This window comes from Psychroflexus maritimus (assembly GCF_011089875.1).
GTDB lineage: Bacteria > Bacteroidota > Bacteroidia > Flavobacteriales > Flavobacteriaceae > Psychroflexus > Psychroflexus maritimus.
On sequence record NZ_JAANAS010000061.1, the window covers coordinates 122,767 to 143,629 of the forward strand.

Consider the following 20,863-nt stretch of genomic DNA (forward strand, 5'->3'; position numbering starts at 1 on the left):
TTTAAAAAAAGGAATAATGAATATTGATCCTGTATCAGATTATTTAACAAGAGTTAGAAATGCCGTAGCGGCTTCTCACAGAGTGGTTGAAATACCAGCTTCTAACTTGAAAAAAGAATTAACTAAGATATTATTCGATCAAGGATATATCTTGAGTTATAAGTTTATTGATGACAATAAACAAGGAACTATTAAAATTGCACTGAAATACGATAAATTGGAAAATGATCCAGTAATTAAAAAATTACAGCGTATTTCAAAACCAGGTTTACGAAAGTATGCTTCTGCTAAAGATTTACCAAGAATCTTAAATGGCCTTGGTATTGCTATTGTTTCAACTTCTAAAGGAGTGATGACCGATAAGCAGGCAAGAAGCGAAAACGTAGGTGGTGAAGTGCTTTGTTACGTATATTAATTATTTTAAGACTAGTATAAAATGTCAAGAATAGGAAATAGTCCAGTAAGCATTCCCGAAGGAGTAACTGTATCTGTGAAAGACAACACAATTACGGTGAAGGGTAAATTAGGGGAGCTTACTCAAGAATTTAGCGATATTGAAATTCGCGTAGAAGAGAACGAAGTAATCTTAGAACGATCTTCAGAAAAGAAAAACATAAAGTCTAAACACGGACTTTATAGATCCTTAATTAATAACATGGTTGAAGGTGTTGCTAACGGATTTACTAAAGAATTAGAATTAGTAGGTGTTGGTTATAGAGCTTCAAATCAAGGTCAAAAACTTGATTTAGCTATTGGATTCTCACACAATATAGTGATTGAGTTAGCACCAGAGGTTAAAGTAGAAACGGTATCAGAAAAAGGTAAAAATCCAATTATAAAATTATCTTCTTTTGATAACCAGTTAGTATCACAAGTAGCTGCTAAAATTCGCTCATTTAGACGACCTGAACCTTACAAAGGTAAAGGAATCAAGTATGTAGGTGAATACATTAGAAGAAAAGCAGGTAAATCAGCTTAATAATTAAGACTATGGCATTTTCTAAACAAAAGAGAAGATTAAAAATTAGAAAGCGTATCAGAAGAACAATCTCTGGTACTGCGGAAAGACCTAGACTTTCTATTTATAGAAGTAATAAGGCAATATATGCACAAATCGTAAATGATGTGGATGGAGTAACTTTAACGTCAACTTCTAGCTTTCATTTAGGAAAAGAGGCAGAAGGTAAAACCAAAGTAGAGCAATCTATCTTAGTTGGTAAATCTATTGCAGAGAAAGCATTGAAACTTGGTGTTGAACATGTTTGTTTTGACCGAGGCGGATACCTTTATCACGGAAGAGTTAAATCATTAGCAGAAGGAGCTCGTGAGGGCGGACTAAAATTTTAAGAAGTTATGTATCAGAATTATAAAAACGTAGAAATTGTTAAACCTGGTGGATTAGATCTTAAAGATCGTTTAGTAGGTGTTCAGCGTGTTACTAAAGTAACAAAAGGTGGTAGAGCTTTTGGTTTTTCTGCTATTGTTGTTGTTGGTGATGAAAATGGAGTTGTAGGCCATGGTTTAGGAAAATCTAAAGAAGTTGCTGATGCAATTTCTAAAGCCGTGGAAGACGCTAAGAAAAACTTGGTTAGAATACCGCTTCATAAAGGTACTTTACCGCATGAGCAAAAAGGAAAATATGGTGGAGCTAGAGTTTTGTTGATTCCTGCATCTCCTGGTACTGGAGTGATAGCTGGTGGTCCTGCACGTGTAGTTTTAGAATCGGTTGGAGTACATGATGTACTTTCCAAAAACCAAGGTTCTAACAACCCGCATAATGTTGTAAAAGCAACTTTTGATGCTCTTTTACAATTAAGAAGTGCTGAAACCGTTGCTAAGCAAAGAGGAATTACTTTAGATAAACTTTTTAACGGATAAAATATTAGGTAATGGCAAAAATTAAAGTTACTAAAGTCAAAAGTGCAATCAAAAAGCCTAAGCGTCAGAAGCTTACTTTAGAGGCACTAGGACTAAGCAAAATAGGTCAATCTGTTGAACATACAGATACACCTAATATTGTAGGAATGATAAACAAGGTTAAACACTTAGTTTCTGTTGAAGAAATAAAATAATAACTTATGGAATTACACAATTTAAAACCAGCTAAAGGTTCTTCCAAAACTAAAAGTAAACGTTTAGGTAGAGGAGAGGCCACAGGTACTGGTGGTACATCAGGAAGAGGTCATAAAGGGGCTAAGTCTCGTTCAGGATATTCAAGAAAAATTGGATTTGAAGGAGGGCAGATGCCTTTACAAAGACGTGTTCCTAAGTTTGGATTTACTAATCCTAATCGCGTAGCATACAAAGGAGTTAATTTGGATGTCTTACAAGATTTAGTTGATCAGGGAAAAATTACAGACGAAGTGAGCTACACTACTTTAGTTGACCTTAATGTAGTTAAGAAAAACGACTTGGTAAAAATCTTAGGAAGAGGTGAACTAAAAGCAAAGCTTAAAGTTACCGCACACAAATTTACAAAAAGTGCTCAAGATTCAATTACTGGAGCTGGAGGAGAAGTAATAACACTATAAACCGTCTTTTATGAAGATTTTTGAGACCTTAAAAAATATCTGGAAAATTGAAGAGTTAAAAAACAGAATCTTATTAACACTAGGTTTGTTACTTGTTTATCGTTTCGGTGCTCAAGTAGTTCTTCCAGGTATTGATTCTGCAGAGCTTGCAAATCTTTCTAGTCAAACAGATGGTGGTTTACTAGGTTTACTAAACGCATTTACCGGCGGGGCATTTTCTAATGCCTCGGTTTTTGCGCTTGGAATAATGCCCTATATATCTGCATCAATTGTTGTTCAATTAATGACAATTGCAATTCCTTATTTGCAGAAACTTCAAAAAGAAGGAGAGAGTGGAAGAAAAAAAATTACACAGATTACTCGATGGTTAACTATTGGTATCACCTTGGTTCAAGGTCCTGGTTATATCTATAATTTGTACAATATCCTTCCTTCTTCTGCATTTATGATTGATAGTTCGTTCACCTTTGTCGCTTCCTCAGTTATTATTTTAGCTACGGGTTGTATTTTTGCTATGTGGCTAGGTGAAAAAATCACCGATAAAGGAATAGGTAACGGTATATCATTACTTATTATGGTTGGTATTATTGCCACTTTGCCTCAAGCATTCTTACAAGAATTTGATTCTAGATTGACAGAATCTAATGGAGGTCTTATTTTAATCCTTATCGAGCTCGCTATTTGGTTCCTTATTATCCTTGCAAGTATTATGCTTGTAAGAGCTATCCGTAAGATACCAGTTCAGTACGCAAGAAAGAATGCCTCTGGAAAGTTTGAAAAATCTGCCTTTGGTGGTGCAAGACAATTTATTCCACTTCGTTTAAACGCTTCTGGAGTAATGCCTATTATTTTTGCACAGGCTATCATGTTTATCCCTGCTGCTGTTGCTGGTCTTTCAGATTCTGAAGCAGCCCAAGGAGTAACTGCAGCTTTTCAAGATATGTTTGGTTTGTGGTATAATGTTGTATTTGCGCTTTTAATTATTGTATTCACGTATTTCTATACGGCAATTACTGTACCTACCAATAAAATGGCAGACGACTTGAAAAGAAGCGGTGGTTTTATTCCTGGAATTAGACCAGGTACAGAAACCTCTGAATACCTAGACCGAATTATGTCACAAATTACTTTGCCAGGTTCTATTTTCTTAGCATTAATCGCTGTTTTTCCTGCTTTTATTGTTAGTTTAATGGGAGTGCAACAAGGTTGGGCATTGTTTTTTGGCGGAACCTCCCTTTTAATTATGGTTGGTGTTTCAATTGATACGATAGAGCAAGTAAACTCTTATTTATTAAATCGTCATTATGATGGTTTAATTAAATCAGGTAAAAATAGAAAAGCAGTAGCATAATTATGGCAAAACAACCATCAATAGAACAAGACGGAACAATTATAGAAGCATTGTCTAATGCAATGTTTCGAGTAGAACTTGAGAATGGACACATTGTGACCGCTCACATCTCAGGTAAGATGAGGATGCATTACATCAAACTTTTACCAGGAGATAAAGTAAAATTAGAAATGAGCCCATACGACTTAACGAAGGCTCGCATAACCTATAGATATTAATAGTCATGAAAGTAAGAGCATCTATAAAAAAGAGAAGTTCAGATTGCAAAATCGTTCGAAGAAAAGGACGTCTATATGTAATCAATAAAAAGAATCCAAAATTTAAACAAAGACAAGGGTAATTATGGCAAGAATTGCAGGTGTTGATATACCAAAACAAAAGCGAGGAGTTATAGCTTTAACCTATATCTTCGGAATTGGCAGAAGTACAGCTAAACATATTTTAGCAGCAGCCAAAGTTGACGAGAATACCAAAGTTACTGATTGGAAAGATGATGAAATTGGACGTATTCGTGAAGCGGTAGGAAACTACACCATTGAAGGTGAGTTAAGATCTGAAGTTTCCATGAACATTAAACGTCTTATGGATATTGGATGTTACCGAGGAATTAGACATAGAACAGGTTTACCATTACGTGGTCAACGAACTAAAAATAATTCTAGAACACGTAAAGGAAGAAAGAAAACTGTTGCTAACAAGAAAAAAGTAACTAAATAATTAGAGAATGGCTAAGTCAAACAATAAAAAACGTAAAGTTTCAGTTGATGCCTTTGGAGAAGCTCATGTTACTGCTTCTTTCAATAATATCATTGTTTCTTTAACAAACAAAAACGGAGACGTTATTTCTTGGTCTTCAGCTGGTAAAATGGGTTTTAGAGGGAGTAAGAAAAACACTCCTTATGCTGCTCAATTAGCTGCCGAAGACGCTTGTAAAGTAGCTCACGAAGCAGGCCTTAGAAAAGTAAAAGTTTACGTAAAAGGACCTGGTAATGGTAGAGAATCTGCTATTAGAGCAATACACAATGCAGGTATTGACGTTACAGAAATTATTGATGTAACTCCTTTACCACACAATGGATGTCGTCCTCCAAAAAGACGTAGAGTTTAATTATAAAAGGCATAGGTTATCGAAGGATTGACCTTAATTCATAACCCAATTAAAAAATATAATATGGCAAGATATACTGGTCCTAAAACAAAAATAGCCCGTAAATTTGGCGAGGCAATTTTCGGCGATGATAAATCTTTTGAAAAAAGAAATTATCCCCCAGGACAACACGGAAATAACCGTAGAAGAGGTAAAAAATCTGAGTACGCTATCCAGTTAATGGAAAAGCAAAAAGCAAAATATACTTACGGTATCTTAGAAAGACAATTCCGTAACATGTTTAAAAAAGCTACGCGCGCCACCGGAATTACAGGTGAGGTACTTTTACAATTATGTGAATCTCGTTTAGATAATGTGGTTTTCCGTTTTGGCGTAGCTCCTTCTAGAAGTGCAGCGCGTCAATTGGTTTCTCATAAGCACATTACCGTTAATGGAGAAATTGTAAACATTCCTTCTTACCAAGTGAAAGCAAACGACGTAGTAGGCGTACGTGAAAAATCAAAATCACTTACAGTAATTGAAGATTCGTTGGCTAATAATAAGCAGGTTTACGAATGGATGTCTTGGAATTCTGAAAAAATGGAAGGTACTTATGTATCTGTTCCTGAACGCACACAAATTCCTGAAAATATCAACGAACAGTATATCGTTGAATTGTACTCTAAATAATCATTAACAGAACTCAAATTATGGCATTATTTAATTTTCAAAAGCCCGATAAGGTTATCATGATCGAATCTACCGATTTTGAGGGCAACTTCGAATTTAGACCCTTAGAACCTGGCTACGGTTTAACTGTTGGTAACGCTTTAAGAAGAGTGCTGTTATCTTCGCTTGAAGGCTTTGCAATAACATCAATTAGAATTGACGGAGTTGAACACGAATTTAGTACAATTCCGGGCGTTGTTGAGGATGTAACAGAAATGATTCTGAACTTTAAGCAAGTTCGTTTTAAAAAGCAAGTAGAAGACCTAGATAACGAAACCGTTAGCATTAACATCAATGCAAAAGACCAATTAACAGCTGGCGATTTGCAAAAATTCATGAGCGGATTCGAAATATTAAATCCCGATTTAGTGATCTGTAATATGGATCAAAAAGTTTCTTTAAATATGGAACTTACTATCGAAAAGGGAAGAGGTTACGTTACCGCCGAAGAAAATAAAGACGAAAAAGCACCAATAGGAACTATTTTTGTTGACTCTATCTTCACACCTATTAAAAATGTGAAATACAGTATAGAAAATTACCGAGTTGAACAAAAAACTGATTATGAAAAATTAGTTTTTGAAATCAAAACAGACGGTTCTATTCTTCCTAAAGATGCACTTACCGAGGCAGCTAAAACCTTGATACATCACTTTATGCTCTTCTCTGATGAGCGAATTACGCTTGAAACTGATGAATTATCTCAAGCTGAAACTTATGATGAGGAATCTCTTCACATGAGACAATTATTAAAATCTAAATTAGTTGATTTAGATCTTTCAGTAAGAGCACTTAACTGTTTAAAAGCTGCTGAAGTTGACACCCTTGGCGACTTAGTTTCGTACAATAAAAATGATCTTATGAAGTTTAGAAATTTCGGTAAAAAATCTCTTACAGAATTAGAAGAGTTAGTTGCTGATAAAGGCCTAGACTTTGGTATGGATTTGTCCAAGTATAAATTAGATAAAGAATAATAGAGTCTTAAAAGTATATCAATAATGAGACACGGAAAGAAATTTAACCACTTAAGTCGTAAGACAGCTCATCGTAAATCGATGCTCGCAAATATGGCTTGTTCACTTATAGAACACAAAAGAATCAACACTACTGTTGCTAAGGCAAAAGCTCTTAGACAGTTTGCTGAACCATTAATTACTAAGTCTAAAGAAGACACTACACACAATAGAAGAATTGTTTTTTCTAAATTGAGAAACAAAGATTCTGTGAGTGAATTGTTTAGAGAGGTTGCACCTAAAGTTGCTGACCGTCCAGGTGGCTACATTCGAATTATCAAGTTAGGTAATCGTCTTGGTGATAACGCGCAAATGGCAATGGTCGAGCTAGTTGATTTCAACGAGCTTTATAATCCAAATGGGGCTAAAAAGAAAAAATCTACACGTAGAGCGGGTAGAAAAAAAGCTACCACTGAAGAAAACGTAGAAACACCTTCAAATAACGAAGATGATGCTAAAACAAACGAATAAATTTTAGTTGTTTTTATACTTACTGAAGGGATACGCTTTTTAGCTTATCCCTTTTTTTAGGATTTTAAATTTATATAGAGATGAATTACACAAAAAACTTAAAGGCAGTTGTTTTACTTGAAGATGGTACTATTTTTACAGGTAAGTCTGTGGCTAATAATTCCTTTACAAGCTTTGGAGAAATCTGCTTTAATACAGGTATGACAGGCTACCAAGAAATTTTTACAGACCCCTCTTATTTTGGTCAAATAATGCTAACTACCAATGCGCATATTGGCAATTACGGAACTAATAAAAACGAATCTGAATCAGATTCAGTTAAAATTTCAGGCTTAGTTTGTAAAAACTTTTCCTATAATCCATCTAGAGTTGATTCTGATTTGTCTTTGGAAGAATTCTTTGCAAATCATTCTATTTATGCTGTTTCTGATATCGATACTCGAGCTTTAACAGAATACATCAGAATTAATGGAGCTATGAACGCTGTAATTAGCACCGAAACTGAAGGGATTGAAGGATTAAAAGAACAACTAAAAGCTCATCCAAGTATGGCTGGTTTAGAGCTATCTTCCAAAGTTTCTACCGATAAAGCTTATGAGCTTTCAGCAGAAGGAACCTTTAAACATAAAGTAGCTGTACTTGATTTAGGTGTAAAGCACAATATTTTAAGGCATCTCACAAAAAGAGGTTGCCACCTTAAGGTTTTTCCATGGAATACCACCTTTAAAGAAATGCTTGAATTTCAACCTGATGCTTTCTTTTTATCTAATGGTCCTGGAGATCCTAAAACTCTTTCTACTGTTGTTGATGTGGTTGATTCAATACTAGCTAATAATCATCCTTTATTCGGTATTTGTTTAGGTCATCAAATTATTTCGCTTGCAGTAGGTATAAGTACCTTTAAAATGCATCATGGTCACCGTGGAATTAACCATCCTGTCAAAAATTTAATTACCGGTAAATCAGAAATCACTTCCCAAAATCATGGTTTTAGTGTTAGTCTTGAGGAAGCTAAAAACCATCCCGATGTACTAATTACTCACGTTCATCTCAATGATCATTCGGTGGCTGGAATAAAACTCAAAAACAAAGATTGTTTTAGCGTTCAATATCATCCTGAGGCTGGACCAGGGCCTAACGATGCTACTTATTTATTCGATGATTTTATAACTATGATTGAAAGTCAATCGAATTAGTTATTCACATAAAACGTTTTAGTTTTAAAAGTTGACTATCTAATCACTTGATGCGTAGTAGATAATCTTCATTTATTACTAAATTGCAAATAAACTTTAAAACATTTTTTATGAGCGCAATTTTAGACATACACGCAAGACAAATATTCGATTCAAGAGGAAATCCAGCTTTAGAAGTGGATGTAACTACAGAAAATGGTGCTTTAGGCAGATTTGCTGTGCCCTCTGGTGCATCAACTGGAGAACATGAAGCTGTTGAGCTTAGAGATGGAGGTGACGATTACATGGGTAAAGGAGTTCTTCAAGCTGTTGATAATGTTAACAACTTAATTGCCGATAAATTACTGGGCATTTCAGTTTTTGATCAAGAAGAAATAGATCAACTGTTAATTGATTTAGATGGCACACCTAACAAAGCAAAACTAGGAGCTAATGCCATTTTAGGGGTTTCAATAGCAACTGCAAAAGCTGCCGCTGAAGACTTAGGCATGCCTTTATATCGATATATTGGTGGGGTGAAATCTTCTACCTTGCCTGTACCAATGATGAATATTATAAATGGAGGGTCACACAGTGACGCGCCAATCGCTTTTCAAGAATTTATGATTATGCCAGTAATGGCTAACTCTTTTTCTGAAGCCTTAAAAATAGGAACTGAAATATTTCATCACCTAAAACAAGTACTAAAGCAGCGAGGTCTTTCAACTGCTGTTGGAGATGAGGGTGGTTTTGCTCCCGCACTTGAGGGTACTGAAGACGCATTAGAGTCTATAAAAAAAGCTGTTGGAAATGCGGGATATGAGTTTGGGAAGGAAGTTTTTATAGCTCTTGACTGCGCTGCAGCTGAATTTTTTGTTGATGGAATGTATGATTACACCAAATTTGAAGGCGAAAAAGGCGTTAAACGAACTGCTGAAGAACAAGTAGCTTATTTAAAAGAATTGGTAGAAAACTATCCTATTATTTCTATTGAAGATGCAATGGACGAGAACGATTGGGACGGATTTAAATTATTAACCGATGAGTTAGGAGATAAAATTCAAATTGTTGGAGACGATTTATTTGTTACTAACGTTGAAAAATTATCCAAAGGTATTAACGAAGGTATTGCTAACTCAATTCTTGTTAAAGTAAATCAAATAGGAACGCTAACTGAAACTATTGCCGCAGTAAACATGGCTCACAAAGCTGGTTATACAGCAGTGATTTCTCACCGTTCTGGAGAAACAGAAGATAATACTATAGCCGATTTAGCTGTAGCTTTAGAAACAGGCCAAATTAAAACAGGCTCTGCTTCTAGAAGTGATCGTATGGCCAAATATAATCAACTCCTACGAATTGAAGAAGAGCTAGGAAATACAGCCTACTACCCACAGCAAAAAGCCTTTAAAATAGGCTTTTAATAGTTTCAATGTTAATTCTATATCAAGGAATCTACATTATTTAGAAAATTAACAAAACATTGTTTTTTAAATAGGTGGATTCCTTTGTTTTTGTGTCAGTTTTAAGGCTTTATTTCGTAAATTTGTGCAATTCGAATAATAAATAAAACTTATATAAATGAATGCTACTATAGAATTTAACGGTAAAAAATATGAATTACCTGTAATTACGGGTTCAGAAAATGAAAACGCAATTGATATTTCAAAACTGAGAGGTCTTTCAGGTGGTCTTATTACCATAGACCCTGGTTTTAAAAATACCGGTTCTTGCCAAAGTGAAATAACCTTCTTAAACGGTGAAGAGGGAATTTTAAGATATAGAGGGTATAGTATAGAAGAGCTAGCTGATAACGCAAGCTTTTTAGAAGTAGCATATTTGTTGATTTTTGGTGAACTTCCTTCACAAAACAAACTAAATAAATTTTATCAAGACATTAAAGAAGAATCTCATGTTGATGAAGAGATGAAGAAAATCTTAGATGGTTTTCCAAAATCTGCCCACCCTATGGGCGTGGTTTCTTCTCTAACAAATGCATTGATTGCATTTAACCCAACTTCTGTGAATGTTGATTCTGAAGAGGATATGTACAAGGCTATTATTAAAATATTAGCTAAATTTCCTGTTTTATGTGCTTGGGCATTGAGAAAAAGAACAGGACAGCCTCTAGATTATGGAGATAGTAACCTCGGTTATGTTGAAAATGTCTTGAAAATGATGTTTAAAAAACCTAGCAAGGATTATGAAGTTGACCCCGTTGTAGCTTCTGCGCTTAATAAACTACTAATCCTACATGCTGATCACGAACAGAATTGCTCTACTTCTACAGTTAGAGTGGTTGGTTCGTCTCATGCAGGTCTTTTTGCTTCAATATCTGCTGGTGTTTCTGCTCTTTGGGGCCCCTTGCATGGAGGAGCCAATCAAGCTGTAATTGAAATGCTTGAAGCTATCAAAGAAGATGGAGGAGATACTAAAAAATTTATGGCTAAAGCTAAAGATAAAAATGATCCTTTTAGATTAATGGGATTTGGTCACCGAGTTTACAAAAATTTTGATCCAAGAGCTAAAATTATTAAAAAATCTGCAGATGAAGTTCTTGGAAAGCTAGGAGTGGAAGATCCTGTGTTAGATATAGCTAAAGGTCTAGAAAAAGAAGCCTTGGAAGATAGCTATTTTGTAGATCGAAAATTATATCCAAATGTAGATTTCTATTCTGGAATTATTTACAGAGCGCTTGGTGTTCCAACTGATATGTTTACCGTCATGTTTGCACTAGGAAGATTGCCAGGTTGGATTGCTCAGTGGAGAGAAATGAGATTAAGAAAAGAACCAATTGGAAGACCAAGGCAAATCTATACAGGCGAAAACCACAGAGCTTATAAAGATATTAGTAATCGATAATTAACTTTAATACAAATACTTATGAAAATTAAATTTGCGCTCGCTTTTTTGCTTTTATCACTCGCTTTTATAAGTTGTGATGATGCTAAAAAAAAGGATAATGAAAATGAGACAGTTGATGTAAATCAAACTGAAACTGAAACAAATCGCCAAGAAGAGATAGATTACTTAGCCTTTCCTGATGATGCTAGAGTTTTCTTTAAAAACCTAGAAGATGGACAAGAAGTAACTAGCCCGGTTAAAGTAGAAATGGGAGTTGAAGGAATAGCCCTTGACCCAGCGGGCGATTTAATAGAAAATAGTGGTCATCACCACATCATAATTAATGGTGAATACTTTGAACTTGGAGAAACCATCCCTATGGATGAAACTAACTTGCATTATGGAGGTGCACAAACGGAAGCCGAACTTGATTTAGAGCCAGGCAAATATACATTAACCATGCAATATGCAAATGGCTATCATCAGTCTTATGGTAAGCGTTTAAGTGCTCAAATAAATATTTCTGTAGTTGAATAATATTAATTTAAAAAAAATTAAAATGAAAATAGTAAAATTAACAATGACTATGTTATTAGCAGTAAGTTTAATTGCTTGCGGCGATGAACAAAAGAAAGATGAAAATGAAAGTAAGGTAAGTATTGGCTCTCAAACTGAAGAGCGTGAGGCTACACCTGAAAATACCGAAGAATCTTCTGATGATGAATTAGGCTTAGTTGAGTTATCGCTTGAAGGAAGTGACCAAATGAAGTTTAATAAAAATCAGTTTAAAGTAAAAGCTGGTAGCGAAGTGAAACTTACATTAACTCACACCGGCCAAATGAGTAAAGAAGCTATGGGGCATAATTTTGTCCTTTTAAACCAAGGGGTCGATATGATGGAATTTGGTGAGCGTGCTGCAGGAGCAGCCAACAACGGATACATTCCTGAGGATGCTGGCGATGATATTATAGCCCATACCGATATGATTGGTGGTGGTGAGTCTGCTTCAGTTACATTTAAGGCTCCAGAGAAAGGAGAATATGATTTCATTTGTTCTTTTCCTGGGCACGTAGCTTTGATGAAAGGTAAATTTATTGTTGAGTAATCAATTAAAGTTACTATAATTTACAATAAAAAAGGAAAGTCTAACCTTTAAGACTTTCCTTTTTTTATGCTTCTTATTGAACGTTTGATTATATAGGCTGAATGATTATTTGTTGAATCCCATGATTTGAGAAAATTAATAACTAATTCCGGTTGGCTTTTACTTAAATCATTTAACCAATTGGCAACACTATCTTGTACATACCTATTTTTTTCCTCTTTTAATTCTTCAATTAAAGGCATTACTAATTCTGGATGTTCTTTAAGTTGATTAATATGCTTACACCAAACTCCCCTCGGTCTTAATAGCTCAACTGCAAATCTCCTTTTGTAGGCATTATCTGATTTAATCCACGGGCTTAAAGAAAAAATACTTGCTTCTAAATTATCAATGACACAATTACGAACGGCCAGCCAAGCATCTTCCCTCACCCCGAAATGATGATCTATGGCAAATCTTTCTAACTTACTTAGTTTTTCATCTATATTTAATTTATCATTTAAGCCTATAAAATAGCAAGGCCACCTCCTCACTACATCAGACGGATGTCTAGAGAAGAAGCTTATAATTTTGGTATCAGGATGATTTGTCTTAATCAGTAACAAGCTTTTACCGATACTTTTTTGAAAGGTATTCACCGATTTCTTTTCTAAATGATCAAAGCCCTGATGAAAAATTTGCACAAAATTTGGTTGACCAAAATCAGTAAGAGCGGCTTCTATAAGCTTGTAAAAATCAACTGCCAAAAATTCAACTAAATTAGCCGTCTCCATTTTACCTCGATTTATTTCAGTTAATATTGATTCGGGTATAGTTGCTTTTGATCGGAATCCTTTACGTTTTTTCAAAATAAGCTAACTTAGTATTTAGCAGAGGATGCTTTAGCTTCTTCTATAGCATTAATGATAAAAGTCCTAAGATCATCATTCGATTTTTTTAAATCCTCTCTTCTAAGGTACATCATATGGCCACTTTTATAAGCTTTAAATTCAAAACGATTTTGCATTTTTCCACTTTCATCAATATGCCACATATTGTATTTTGCATTAAAATAGGTTGTAGCACCATCAAAATATCCAGCCTGAATAAGTACTTTTAGTTTTGGGTTTTGAGTCATTGCCCTTCTTAGTTGTTTTCCAGAAGAATTATTCTTTGTTCTATCCCAAGGAGAAACATTGCCAAACATTAAGTATTCTGCAGGAGTTTCAATCTTTAACTCATTTTTTAAATAATGATTAATAGCTGGGGTAAATGAATGAAGCCATGAACTCAACTCCGCATTATACTCTGGTCGCTCTCCGGCATCTTTTTCATCAATACCTTTATACCTCGAATCTAGTCTGCCAATTGTATATCCTTCCTCTCTAAGCAATTCTTTCCAGAAATAAGTAAATGGAACTTCTAGGTTATGTTGCAAATACACTCGAGCTTTTATGCCTGTTAATTCCTCAAGAGTTTGGCAAATTTTAGATTTCTCATCTTTGCTTATCGAATTGCCCCTAACCAATAGAGGTGTTAGTTTATTGATGGCAAAATCCTCTGAAATTTCTAATACTTCTTCAAGTTCCATATTTTTGAACTGATTAGGTAATTTTCCATGATACCAAGCGGCTGCTGTATAGTAAGGAATACGATTGGCAATTTCTACAGGACCATTTCTCTCCATGCCTAATTCGGTTGGTGAAACAAGAATGACACCATTTAAATACATCCAATGTGCATTTTGCAGTTGATATGCCAATCCAGAAACCCGTGTTGTTCCATAGCTTTCACCAATTACAAATTTAGGTGATAACCATCTGTTTTTATTACTTATAAAATTTGAGACCCACTTTGCTAAATAGGAAATGTCTTCTTGCACTCCAAAAAACTTGTCTTTTTTTATATCTCCATCTTCATCTTTATACCCTCTAGAATAGCCCGTATTTATTGGATTTACGTACACAATATCTGCAACATCTAAAATGCTATAAGGGTTTTCTTCAATTCCGTAGGCTTGGATAGGGAAACCTTCATCATCAATTTTAAGTACTCTTGGCCCAGTATATGCTATATGCATCCAAACAGAAGCAGAGCCTGGTCCGCCATTAAACGATATTAAAATTGGCCTTTCTTCATCTTTATTAACGTCTTTCCGTTTATAATAGGTGTAGAATAATGCACCGATCGCCTTGTCTTTCTCGTCAAATACTTCTTGGAAACCTGCTTCTGCAGAATATTTTATGCTTTTTTCATTGACTTTAACTTCGTGATTTGTAATTATCGGTTTTTCTTTAAAATTCGATTCTTGTCCAAATAGAATAATAGGAGCGTAACTAAAAATTAATAGTAGTTTAATCTTGATTTTCATATTCAATAACATATTTTATATTTTTTAAATGATTATGACTTTTTTTGAAGAAAAATTTTCAATATAAAAACACTACAATAACACAACACTAAATCCCTTATGATTAAAATGAATTTTGTTAGATAAGTTTTCTTCCCATTTTCACTAAGTTTCTTTAATTTTTTTCTTTATCTAGAATGTATAGGTAGTGTATTTGCTCTATTAACTAGTAAAGTCTATTTTTTTGTAAATTTATAAAAGATTAAATTAATTTTTATAAAAATATTTTATTATGTCAAAAATTACTAAATTATCAATTCACTTTTCAACAAGCTTATTGATGTTGCTTGTTGGATGGTCATCGTTTGCAATTTCAGCAGCTACAGCAAAATCAGCCACATTATTTAACACACCAAACCAACCTGCAGGTTTTGAAGTGTTTGATGCAATTGGCGAAGATCCTGTAGGTTCTGGCGAATTATTTCTTGCATGTGGTCCTAATGATGTAGCAGATGAAGGAATTTCTTACCGTTTATTTTATGCGCTTACTGATGAAGCACCCGCAGATCCAACTACCGCTACCGAGTATAGCTTTGGTACTACCGCCGGCGATGGTGATGGGACGAATGCTTTTGGTTTTGTGATTACTGGTTTAGACCCTGGCGAAGAATATAGCTTCTGGCTTTATCAATACGATAGTACAACAACTACATTTTCTACCGCTGCTGAGAGTTCAGAAGTTTCTGGAGGAACTTCAGACGGTGGTGGAGGAGATGATCCAGATCCAACAGAAATAGAAATTGTCCAGGATTTTGAAGATGAATCTAGTTTTAGTTTCCTTGATTTTGAAGGGCTAGCAGGAGCTACAATTGAAGCTGCTCCAGAAGGTTCAAATGGAAATTCACTCAAGTTAGAAAGCGTGGACACCGGTAATCCTTGGCAAGGTGCTTCAATAGATCAAGTAAATACTTTTCTTGATTTGACCAACAACCAAACTATTGAAGTTGATGTATATGCTACTCAAGCTTTTAACTTATTGCTAAAAGCTGAAGAAGGTGGGCCAGATGCTGCCGCTTCACAAAGTTATACTGAACCAAATACTTGGCAAACGCTTACATTTACAATGAATGAATCTTTAGATGGAACTGCAATTGCAGATGGCATATATGAGAAAATTGTCTTTTTCCCTAATTGGAATGACCAAGATTCTGGTTTTGATGATGCCCAAAATTTTACAGTTTATATTGATAATGTTGCTAGTGTGCCCAGTGATGCTGACGGTGGAGACACTGGAGGTGGGGAAATTGGTGAAGAAAGCGTTGAAGTAGATGCAAACGGCAACTGGTTAGGTTTTGCAAATGTATTCGATTTACCAGCTGATGGCGGCGAGTTCGTTTTTGCTTCTCCATGGGGTTTAGCTGATGTTAGGACAGACCTAGATACAGAAAATAACACGCTTACTTTGTTTCCTAATTTTAATACTTATGCCGAAAATCCAGATGATGAATTTTGGGTGGATCAAACTACACAAGAGGGAAACAAAACTTTTGAAGGTGTAAGTTTTATAGAATCTACCGAATTAGCTGGAAATATACTTGAGTTTAAAGGAAACGTTGAAAGTTATACACTATCTTCAGATTATGAAGTTACCGCTTTTATCCGCGTATTTAACGCTGATTTTTCTTTCAATAAATCGGTTGTTCTTGAACTTACTGAAACAGGAAATTTTGAACTACTTTACGATGATGTTGATTTAGAAAACGACGTTACTGTACAATACGGATTTACTGTTGTTGGTCCAAATGCTAATCCAGCAGATTTAGCAGATTTAGGAAATGTTGTGGTAGGTGCGCCAACTATGTCTAGTAATGATTTTGATAGCTTAGACTTACAGGTTTATCCGAACCCAGTCAGTAATGTATTAAATATTCAATCTTCTACTCGTTTTTCAACTGTTGAATTGTATTCTATTACCGGTCAGTTGCTACTGAAACAAAAAGATTCGCAAAGTATAGATATGCAAGAGTTAAAAACTGGTGTGTATTTATTAAAGCTTACTTCTGCTGAAGGACAATCATTGACAAAGAAAATTATTAAGAAATAGCCCCCAACACTTTATTTTGTTAGCTAATTAAAGCAGATGTTGTAAAGCATCTGCTTTTTTTAATGTCAATGAAACATTTGAAACTCCTCCAGTTTAATCTGTTCTTTTTCCTTTGATACAACTTCAAATCAAGCTTTTGTGCCAAGTTAATCGCATTGTCTTAATTGGGCTGAGTTTATCTCCTGTATTGTTTTTGTAGTGTTGTAAATCTTTGCTTTAGCGTAGATAAATCCTAAATTGTCATTTCATATAGTTTCTTAATTTATTGAAACTTTAAATTTTACATGATGTATAAAACGACTATTATTTTATTTATGTTGGTTAGTACTTTAGTATTTAGCCAAAATGCACCAATTGATTTTGAAGATGATGGAATTGGCGCTAATTGGACCTGGACAGTTTTTGAAAATGACACAGATCCAGATTTAGAAATTATTGATAATCCTGACCCAAGTGGAATTAACACTTCTTCTAAAGTAGCTAAGTTTACAGCCTTAGAAACAGGACAACCTTTTGCTGGTTGTGAATCTGAACATGGTGCTGATCTTGGCTCTTTTGTTTGGAATGAAGATAATACCAGTATCACCATTCAGGTATGGAAGTCTGAAATTAGCGATGTAGGTATAAAATTTGCAAACCCTAATGGCTGGGCTCAAATTGAATTGAAAGTAGCAAATACTGTAGTGAACGAATGGGAAGAATTAACTTTTGATTTTTCAGGTTATATGAACCCACCAGACGGTGAAGGCGGCCCTTTAGATCAGATTATTGTCTTTCCTGATTTTCAAGATAGAACAAGTGAAAATGTAGTTTATTTTGATAATATAAGTTTTGGCACAAATGATGGTTCTGAACCTGATGAAGGACCTATGACAGCAGCACCAACACCAACAGAAGATGAAGATGATGTATATAGCTTATTTAGTAATACCTACACTGATCAACCCGTAGATACTTGGTTAACTCCATGGTCTGCTGGACAATTAGAGGATCTTCAAATTGAAGGAGTGGATACCAAGCGCTACTTCAACGTAGATTTTGTAGGTATTGAAACAACAAACCCACAAATTGATGCTACTGAGTATGACTTTTTTCATGTAGATGTTTGGTCTAATAACGCCGAGCTTTTTAGAGTTAAACTTGTAAATTTTGAACCAGGCACAACAGACCTTGAAGGACAAGGGGAGATTGCTTTTGATTTAGCCGATAGTGAATGGGTGAGTTTACAAATTCCTTTGAATGATTTTGCAGATGCCGACTTGGTCACAGATTCTGGAAACTTGTTAAACAATAGAGATGCCATTTCTCAAATTATTTTTTCTGGTAACCCAATAGGTAATTTGGAAGTTTATATTGATAATGTTTACTTCAGCAAAGAAAGTATGTCTAGTGAAGAATTTGAGACTGAAGTTGGTTTTTCAATGTATCCTAACCCTGCTAGAAATATGTTAACTATTAAGTCTAAACTTCAAGTTGATGAAGTAAGCATTTTTGATATGTCTGGAAGACAGGTTAAGAACTCAAAAAACCTCAACTCACCTTTAGATATTTCAAATCTAAAAGAAGGTGTTTACATGGTTACTACCAAAATGGGAGACCACATGGTAGTCAAAAAACTAATTAAGCAATAAGCTTATTTAGCCTAATTTTTAAATAAAAAAACCGTTGCAATTTTGCAACGGTTTTTTATTATTTGACTGAATTGACATTACATCATTCCTGGCATTCCACCACCCATTCCTGGCATTCCTCCTGGGGCACCTCCACCATCATTTTCTTCTGGTAGATCAATTAATGCACATTCAGTAGTTAGAATCATTCCAGAAACAGAAGCTGCATTTTCTAAGGCAACTCTAGTAACTTTTTTAGGATCAATAATTCCTGCTTCAAACATGTTTACATAAGTACCTGTTTTAGCATCGTATCCTTTGTCTCCTTCTCTTACTTTATTAATTACAACAGAGCCTTCTCCACCTGCATTTTCAACAATAGTTCGCATAGGGGCTTCAATAGCTTTTGCTACTAATTGAATTCCTGTTTCTTCGTCAGGAGTAGCAGCTTTCAGTGATTTTAATGCTTCAATTGAGCGAACTAAAGCAACTCCACCACCAGCTACAATTCCTTCTTCTACAGCTGCTCTTGTAGCATGAAGTGCATCATCTACTCGGTCTTTCTTTTCTTTCATTTCAACTTCAGAAGCGGCTCCTACGTAAAGTACAGCTACACCTCCAGCTAATTTTGCTAAGCGTTCTTGCAGCTTTTCTTTATCATAATCGCTTGTAGTTGATTCGATTTGCGACTTGATTTGGTTTACTCTGTTTTTGATATTGTCTTTATCACCAGCTCCATTTACAATAGTTGTGTTGTCTTTGTCAATAGTTATATTTTCTGCTTGACCTAACATATCTATTGTAGCATTTTCTAGTGTAAACCCTCTTTCTTCAGAAATTACAGTACCACCAGTTAAGATAGCAATATCTTCTAGCATTGCTTTTCTTCGGTCTCCAAAGCCTGGTGCTTTAACTGCAGCAATTTTCAAAGAGCCTCTTAATTTGTTTACTACTAAAGTAGCTAGAGCTTCACCTTCAATATCTTCAGCGATTATTAAAAGAGGTTTACCGCTTTGTGCAGCTGGTTCTAAGATTGGAAGTAAATCTTTCATGGCTGTAATTTTCTTGTCCACAATTAAAATTTGTGGGCTTTCTAATTCAGCTACCATTTTTTCACTATCAGTAACAAAATAAGGGGATAAGTAACCACGGTCAAATTGCATACCTTCAACAACATCAACATAAGTTTCTGTACCTTTTGCTTCTTCAACGGTAATTACTCCTTCTTTTCCTACTTTACCAAAAGCTTCAGCAATTAATTCGCCAATGTGCTCATCGTTGTTCGCAGAAATAGAAGCTACTTGCTTTATTTTGTCTGAAGAATCGCCAACTGCTTCAGCTTGTTCTTCTAGGAACTTGGTAATTGCTTCAACAGATTTATCAATTCCTTTTTTTAATTCCATTGGGTTTGCACCAGCGGCAACGTTTTTAAGGCCTTCTTTTACTATGGCTTGTGCTAAAACGGTAGCTGTAGTTGTGCCATCACCTGCTAAGTCATTAGTTTTTGAGGCTACTTCTTTTACCATTTGCGCCCCCATATTTTCGTGTGCGTCTTTTAGCTCAATTTCTTTTGCCACACTCACACCATCTTTTGTAACTACAGGTGCTCCAAAAGATTTTGAAATAATTACGTTTCTTCCTTTAGGACCAAGGGTTACTTTTACTGCATCTGCTAATGCATCTACACCTCGCTTAATTCCATCTCTAGCTTCTAAGTTGAATTTTATGTCTTTAGCCATTTTATTTATTTTTTAAGTTAATGATCAATTTATTAAACAATTGCAAGGATGTCATCCTCTCTCATAATTAAATAATCGGTACCTTCTAATTTCAATTCCGTACCAGCGTACTTTCCGTATAAAACTAAATCTCCTTCTTTTACGGTCATTGTGTGGTCTTTTTTACCACTTCCAACCGCCACAACTTTTCCTCTTTGTGGTTTTTCTTTAGCTGTTTCTGGAATAATAATGCCTGAAGCTGTTTTAGTTTCGGCGGCTTGAGGCTCTACAAGCACTCGATCTGCTAATGGTTTAATATTTATTGCCATAATTTTTAATTTTTAAAGTTATATGATTTCGTATTACCAAAAATATGCCATACAATTTTATCTGACAGATTAGAAAAAAAAATGCCAGCTTGTCATAAAAGCTGGCATTTTTTTTAACTATACTTTTCAGTTATTCCATAGGGGGAAGTTCTGATTCTGGCATTTGTTGTGTGTTCTCTACTGGTGCTTGTTCTCCTCCGTCTCGCAATACTTTAGAGTCGGTACTAGTAGTTTGCATAATACTTACGTTAGAAAATAAAATTAAAGCGAGTAGTAAAGTAGCTAGAACCCATGTGCTTTTATCTAAGAAGTCTGAGGTTTGTTTTACACCACCAATTTGCTGGCCACCGCCCCCACCAAATGAAGAAGATAAGCCTCCTCCTTTAGGGTTTTGGACCATTATTACAACTACTAACAAAAATGATACAATTAATATCAATACTAAAAATATGGAAAATACACTCATT

At 35.0% G+C, this 20,863-nt stretch carries 26 protein-coding genes; 21 read left to right on the plus strand and 5 right to left on the minus strand.

Translation table 11 applies throughout. The features are described 5' to 3' along the window. Nucleotides 1-16: 16 nt before the first annotated feature. The 19 genes from rpsH (at nucleotide 17) to azu (ending at nucleotide 12,306) form a co-directional block, all read left to right on the plus strand. Entirely contained in the window at nucleotides 17-415 is a 399-nt protein-coding gene (gene rpsH / locus G7034_RS08805) for a 30S ribosomal protein S8 (RefSeq protein ID WP_166400599.1), read from the plus strand. Nucleotides 416-436: 21 nt separating this feature from the next. Continuing rightward, a complete protein-coding gene (gene rplF / locus G7034_RS08810; RefSeq protein ID WP_166400600.1) occupies nucleotides 437-979 on the plus strand; it encodes a 50S ribosomal protein L6 in 543 nt (180 codons plus the stop codon). 11 nt (nucleotides 980-990) lie between these two features. Beyond that, the gene (gene rplR / locus G7034_RS08815) at nucleotides 991-1,347 is read left to right on the plus strand and encodes a 50S ribosomal protein L18 (RefSeq protein ID WP_166400601.1); all 357 of its coding nucleotides are present in this window, start codon (nucleotides 991-993) and stop codon (nucleotides 1,345-1,347) included. A 6-nt stretch (nucleotides 1,348-1,353) separates the two neighbouring features. Beyond that, nucleotides 1,354-1,878 carry a 30S ribosomal protein S5 gene (rpsE, locus tag G7034_RS08820; protein WP_166400602.1) on the plus strand — a complete coding sequence of 175 codons (525 nt, stop codon included), beginning with the start codon at nucleotides 1,354-1,356 and terminating at the stop codon, nucleotides 1,876-1,878. Between the two features lie 11 nt (nucleotides 1,879-1,889). Beyond that, nucleotides 1,890-2,072, plus strand: coding sequence for a 50S ribosomal protein L30 (gene rpmD / locus G7034_RS08825; protein ID WP_166400603.1), 183 nt, complete (start codon nucleotides 1,890-1,892; stop codon nucleotides 2,070-2,072). 6 nt (nucleotides 2,073-2,078) lie between these two features. Continuing rightward, nucleotides 2,079-2,531: a 50S ribosomal protein L15 gene (rplO, locus tag G7034_RS08830; protein WP_166400604.1), complete on the plus strand. Its 453-nt coding sequence runs from the start codon at nucleotides 2,079-2,081 to the stop codon at nucleotides 2,529-2,531. A 10-nt stretch (nucleotides 2,532-2,541) separates the two neighbouring features. Next, nucleotides 2,542-3,882: a preprotein translocase subunit SecY gene (gene secY / locus G7034_RS08835; RefSeq protein ID WP_166400605.1), complete on the plus strand. Its 1,341-nt coding sequence runs from the start codon at nucleotides 2,542-2,544 to the stop codon at nucleotides 3,880-3,882. 2 nt (nucleotides 3,883-3,884) lie between these two features. Next, on the plus strand, nucleotides 3,885-4,100 hold the full coding sequence (infA, locus tag G7034_RS08840; RefSeq protein ID WP_166400606.1) for a translation initiation factor IF-1: 216 nt from the start codon (nucleotides 3,885-3,887) through the stop codon (nucleotides 4,098-4,100). A gap of 5 nt (nucleotides 4,101-4,105) precedes the next feature. Continuing rightward, nucleotides 4,106-4,222 carry a type B 50S ribosomal protein L36 gene (ykgO, locus tag G7034_RS08845; RefSeq protein ID WP_003442659.1) on the plus strand — a complete coding sequence of 39 codons (117 nt, stop codon included), beginning with the start codon at nucleotides 4,106-4,108 and terminating at the stop codon, nucleotides 4,220-4,222. 2 nt (nucleotides 4,223-4,224) lie between these two features. Continuing rightward, the gene (gene rpsM / locus G7034_RS08850) at nucleotides 4,225-4,599 is read left to right on the plus strand and encodes a 30S ribosomal protein S13 (RefSeq protein ID WP_166400607.1); all 375 of its coding nucleotides are present in this window, start codon (nucleotides 4,225-4,227) and stop codon (nucleotides 4,597-4,599) included. Between the two features lie 7 nt (nucleotides 4,600-4,606). After that, entirely contained in the window at nucleotides 4,607-4,990 is a 384-nt protein-coding gene (gene rpsK, locus G7034_RS08855; protein WP_166400608.1) for a 30S ribosomal protein S11, read from the plus strand. A gap of 63 nt (nucleotides 4,991-5,053) precedes the next feature. Next, the gene (gene rpsD / locus G7034_RS08860) at nucleotides 5,054-5,659 is read left to right on the plus strand and encodes a 30S ribosomal protein S4 (protein WP_166400609.1); all 606 of its coding nucleotides are present in this window, start codon (nucleotides 5,054-5,056) and stop codon (nucleotides 5,657-5,659) included. A gap of 20 nt (nucleotides 5,660-5,679) precedes the next feature. After that, nucleotides 5,680-6,672: a DNA-directed RNA polymerase subunit alpha gene (locus G7034_RS08865; RefSeq protein WP_166400610.1), complete on the plus strand. Its 993-nt coding sequence runs from the start codon at nucleotides 5,680-5,682 to the stop codon at nucleotides 6,670-6,672. A 24-nt stretch (nucleotides 6,673-6,696) separates the two neighbouring features. Then, nucleotides 6,697-7,182: a 50S ribosomal protein L17 gene (gene rplQ / locus G7034_RS08870; RefSeq protein ID WP_166400611.1), complete on the plus strand. Its 486-nt coding sequence runs from the start codon at nucleotides 6,697-6,699 to the stop codon at nucleotides 7,180-7,182. Between the two features lie 80 nt (nucleotides 7,183-7,262). After that, nucleotides 7,263-8,378, plus strand: a complete 1,116-nt coding sequence (carA, locus tag G7034_RS08875) for a glutamine-hydrolyzing carbamoyl-phosphate synthase small subunit (RefSeq protein ID WP_166400612.1) — start codon at nucleotides 7,263-7,265, stop codon at nucleotides 8,376-8,378. Nucleotides 8,379-8,488: 110 nt separating this feature from the next. Continuing rightward, nucleotides 8,489-9,781: a phosphopyruvate hydratase gene (eno, locus tag G7034_RS08880; protein WP_166400613.1), complete on the plus strand. Its 1,293-nt coding sequence runs from the start codon at nucleotides 8,489-8,491 to the stop codon at nucleotides 9,779-9,781. 157 nt (nucleotides 9,782-9,938) lie between these two features. Next, a complete protein-coding gene (locus G7034_RS08885) occupies nucleotides 9,939-11,219 on the plus strand; it encodes a citrate synthase (RefSeq protein WP_166400614.1) in 1,281 nt (426 codons plus the stop codon). A 21-nt stretch (nucleotides 11,220-11,240) separates the two neighbouring features. After that, entirely contained in the window at nucleotides 11,241-11,738 is a 498-nt protein-coding gene (locus G7034_RS08890) for a DUF4399 domain-containing protein (protein ID WP_166400615.1), read from the plus strand. 22 nt (nucleotides 11,739-11,760) lie between these two features. Further along, nucleotides 11,761-12,306 (plus strand): azurin, encoded by a 546-nt coding sequence (azu, locus tag G7034_RS08895; protein WP_166400616.1) that lies wholly within the window; start codon nucleotides 11,761-11,763, stop codon nucleotides 12,304-12,306. A 47-nt stretch (nucleotides 12,307-12,353) separates the two neighbouring features. Here azu and G7034_RS08900 read toward each other — a convergent pair whose 3' ends face one another. Beyond that, nucleotides 12,354-13,154 carry a DNA alkylation repair protein gene (locus tag G7034_RS08900; RefSeq protein ID WP_166400617.1) on the minus strand — a complete coding sequence of 267 codons (801 nt, stop codon included), beginning with the start codon at nucleotides 13,152-13,154 and terminating at the stop codon, nucleotides 12,354-12,356. Nucleotides 13,155-13,165: 11 nt separating this feature from the next. Further along, nucleotides 13,166-14,656, minus strand: coding sequence for a S10 family peptidase (locus G7034_RS08905; RefSeq protein ID WP_166400618.1), 1,491 nt, complete (start codon nucleotides 14,654-14,656; stop codon nucleotides 13,166-13,168). A 271-nt stretch (nucleotides 14,657-14,927) separates the two neighbouring features. On the opposite strand from G7034_RS08905, the gene G7034_RS08910 reads away from it, so the two are divergent. Together G7034_RS08910 and G7034_RS08915 are read left to right on the plus strand one after the other, a co-directional pair. Continuing rightward, a complete protein-coding gene (locus tag G7034_RS08910) occupies nucleotides 14,928-16,739 on the plus strand; it encodes a T9SS type A sorting domain-containing protein (protein ID WP_166400619.1) in 1,812 nt (603 codons plus the stop codon). A 284-nt stretch (nucleotides 16,740-17,023) separates the two neighbouring features. Continuing rightward, the gene (locus G7034_RS08915) at nucleotides 17,024-18,370 is read left to right on the plus strand and encodes a T9SS type A sorting domain-containing protein (RefSeq protein ID WP_166400620.1); all 1,347 of its coding nucleotides are present in this window, start codon (nucleotides 17,024-17,026) and stop codon (nucleotides 18,368-18,370) included. A gap of 77 nt (nucleotides 18,371-18,447) precedes the next feature. Here the strand turns inward: G7034_RS08915 and groL are convergent, their stop codons facing one another. The 3 genes from groL to secG form a co-directional block, all read right to left on the minus strand. After that, the gene (groL, locus tag G7034_RS08920) at nucleotides 18,448-20,088 is read right to left on the minus strand and encodes a chaperonin GroEL (RefSeq protein WP_166400621.1); all 1,641 of its coding nucleotides are present in this window, start codon (nucleotides 20,086-20,088) and stop codon (nucleotides 18,448-18,450) included. A 32-nt stretch (nucleotides 20,089-20,120) separates the two neighbouring features. Beyond that, complete coding sequence (locus G7034_RS08925; RefSeq protein ID WP_166400622.1) at nucleotides 20,121-20,396, minus strand: co-chaperone GroES; 276 nt, start codon at nucleotides 20,394-20,396, stop codon at nucleotides 20,121-20,123. A 130-nt stretch (nucleotides 20,397-20,526) separates the two neighbouring features. After that, entirely contained in the window at nucleotides 20,527-20,862 is a 336-nt protein-coding gene (secG, locus tag G7034_RS08930) for a preprotein translocase subunit SecG (protein ID WP_166400623.1), read from the minus strand. Nucleotide 20,863 lies beyond the last annotated feature (1 nt).

Excerpts from the sequence above, each read along its gene's own strand:
- azu (WP_166400616.1), top strand. The coding sequence starts at position 11,761 with ATGAAAATAGTAAAATTAACAATGACTATGTTATTAGCAGTAAGTTTA.
- G7034_RS08905 (WP_166400618.1), bottom strand. The coding sequence starts at position 14,656 with ATGAAAATCAAGATTAAACTACTATTAATTTTTAGTTACGCTCCTATT.
- rpsD (WP_166400609.1), top strand. The coding sequence starts at position 5,054 with ATGGCAAGATATACTGGTCCTAAAACAAAAATAGCCCGTAAATTTGGC.
- rpsK (WP_166400608.1), top strand. The coding sequence starts at position 4,607 with ATGGCTAAGTCAAACAATAAAAAACGTAAAGTTTCAGTTGATGCCTTT.
- rplO (WP_166400604.1), top strand. The coding sequence starts at position 2,079 with ATGGAATTACACAATTTAAAACCAGCTAAAGGTTCTTCCAAAACTAAA.
- secG (WP_166400623.1), bottom strand. The coding sequence starts at position 20,862 with ATGAGTGTATTTTCCATATTTTTAGTATTGATATTAATTGTATCATTT.
- G7034_RS08885 (WP_166400614.1), top strand. The coding sequence starts at position 9,939 with ATGAATGCTACTATAGAATTTAACGGTAAAAAATATGAATTACCTGTA.
- infA (WP_166400606.1), top strand. The coding sequence starts at position 3,885 with ATGGCAAAACAACCATCAATAGAACAAGACGGAACAATTATAGAAGCA.
- G7034_RS08910 (WP_166400619.1), top strand. The coding sequence starts at position 14,928 with ATGTCAAAAATTACTAAATTATCAATTCACTTTTCAACAAGCTTATTG.
- G7034_RS08915 (WP_166400620.1), top strand. The coding sequence starts at position 17,024 with ATGATGTATAAAACGACTATTATTTTATTTATGTTGGTTAGTACTTTA.
- secY (WP_166400605.1), top strand. The coding sequence starts at position 2,542 with ATGAAGATTTTTGAGACCTTAAAAAATATCTGGAAAATTGAAGAGTTA.
- eno (WP_166400613.1), top strand. The coding sequence starts at position 8,489 with ATGAGCGCAATTTTAGACATACACGCAAGACAAATATTCGATTCAAGA.
- rplR (WP_166400601.1), top strand. The coding sequence starts at position 991 with ATGGCATTTTCTAAACAAAAGAGAAGATTAAAAATTAGAAAGCGTATC.
- groL (WP_166400621.1), bottom strand. The coding sequence starts at position 20,088 with ATGGCTAAAGACATAAAATTCAACTTAGAAGCTAGAGATGGAATTAAG.
- G7034_RS08925 (WP_166400622.1), bottom strand. The coding sequence starts at position 20,396 with ATGGCAATAAATATTAAACCATTAGCAGATCGAGTGCTTGTAGAGCCT.
- carA (WP_166400612.1), top strand. The coding sequence starts at position 7,263 with ATGAATTACACAAAAAACTTAAAGGCAGTTGTTTTACTTGAAGATGGT.
- G7034_RS08890 (WP_166400615.1), top strand. The coding sequence starts at position 11,241 with ATGAAAATTAAATTTGCGCTCGCTTTTTTGCTTTTATCACTCGCTTTT.
- rpmD (WP_166400603.1), top strand. The coding sequence starts at position 1,890 with ATGGCAAAAATTAAAGTTACTAAAGTCAAAAGTGCAATCAAAAAGCCT.
- rpsE (WP_166400602.1), top strand. The coding sequence starts at position 1,354 with ATGTATCAGAATTATAAAAACGTAGAAATTGTTAAACCTGGTGGATTA.
- G7034_RS08865 (WP_166400610.1), top strand. The coding sequence starts at position 5,680 with ATGGCATTATTTAATTTTCAAAAGCCCGATAAGGTTATCATGATCGAA.
- rpsH (WP_166400599.1), top strand. The coding sequence starts at position 17 with ATGAATATTGATCCTGTATCAGATTATTTAACAAGAGTTAGAAATGCC.
- rpsM (WP_166400607.1), top strand. The coding sequence starts at position 4,225 with ATGGCAAGAATTGCAGGTGTTGATATACCAAAACAAAAGCGAGGAGTT.
- ykgO (WP_003442659.1), top strand. The coding sequence starts at position 4,106 with ATGAAAGTAAGAGCATCTATAAAAAAGAGAAGTTCAGATTGCAAAATC.
- rplQ (WP_166400611.1), top strand. The coding sequence starts at position 6,697 with ATGAGACACGGAAAGAAATTTAACCACTTAAGTCGTAAGACAGCTCAT.
- rplF (WP_166400600.1), top strand. The coding sequence starts at position 437 with ATGTCAAGAATAGGAAATAGTCCAGTAAGCATTCCCGAAGGAGTAACT.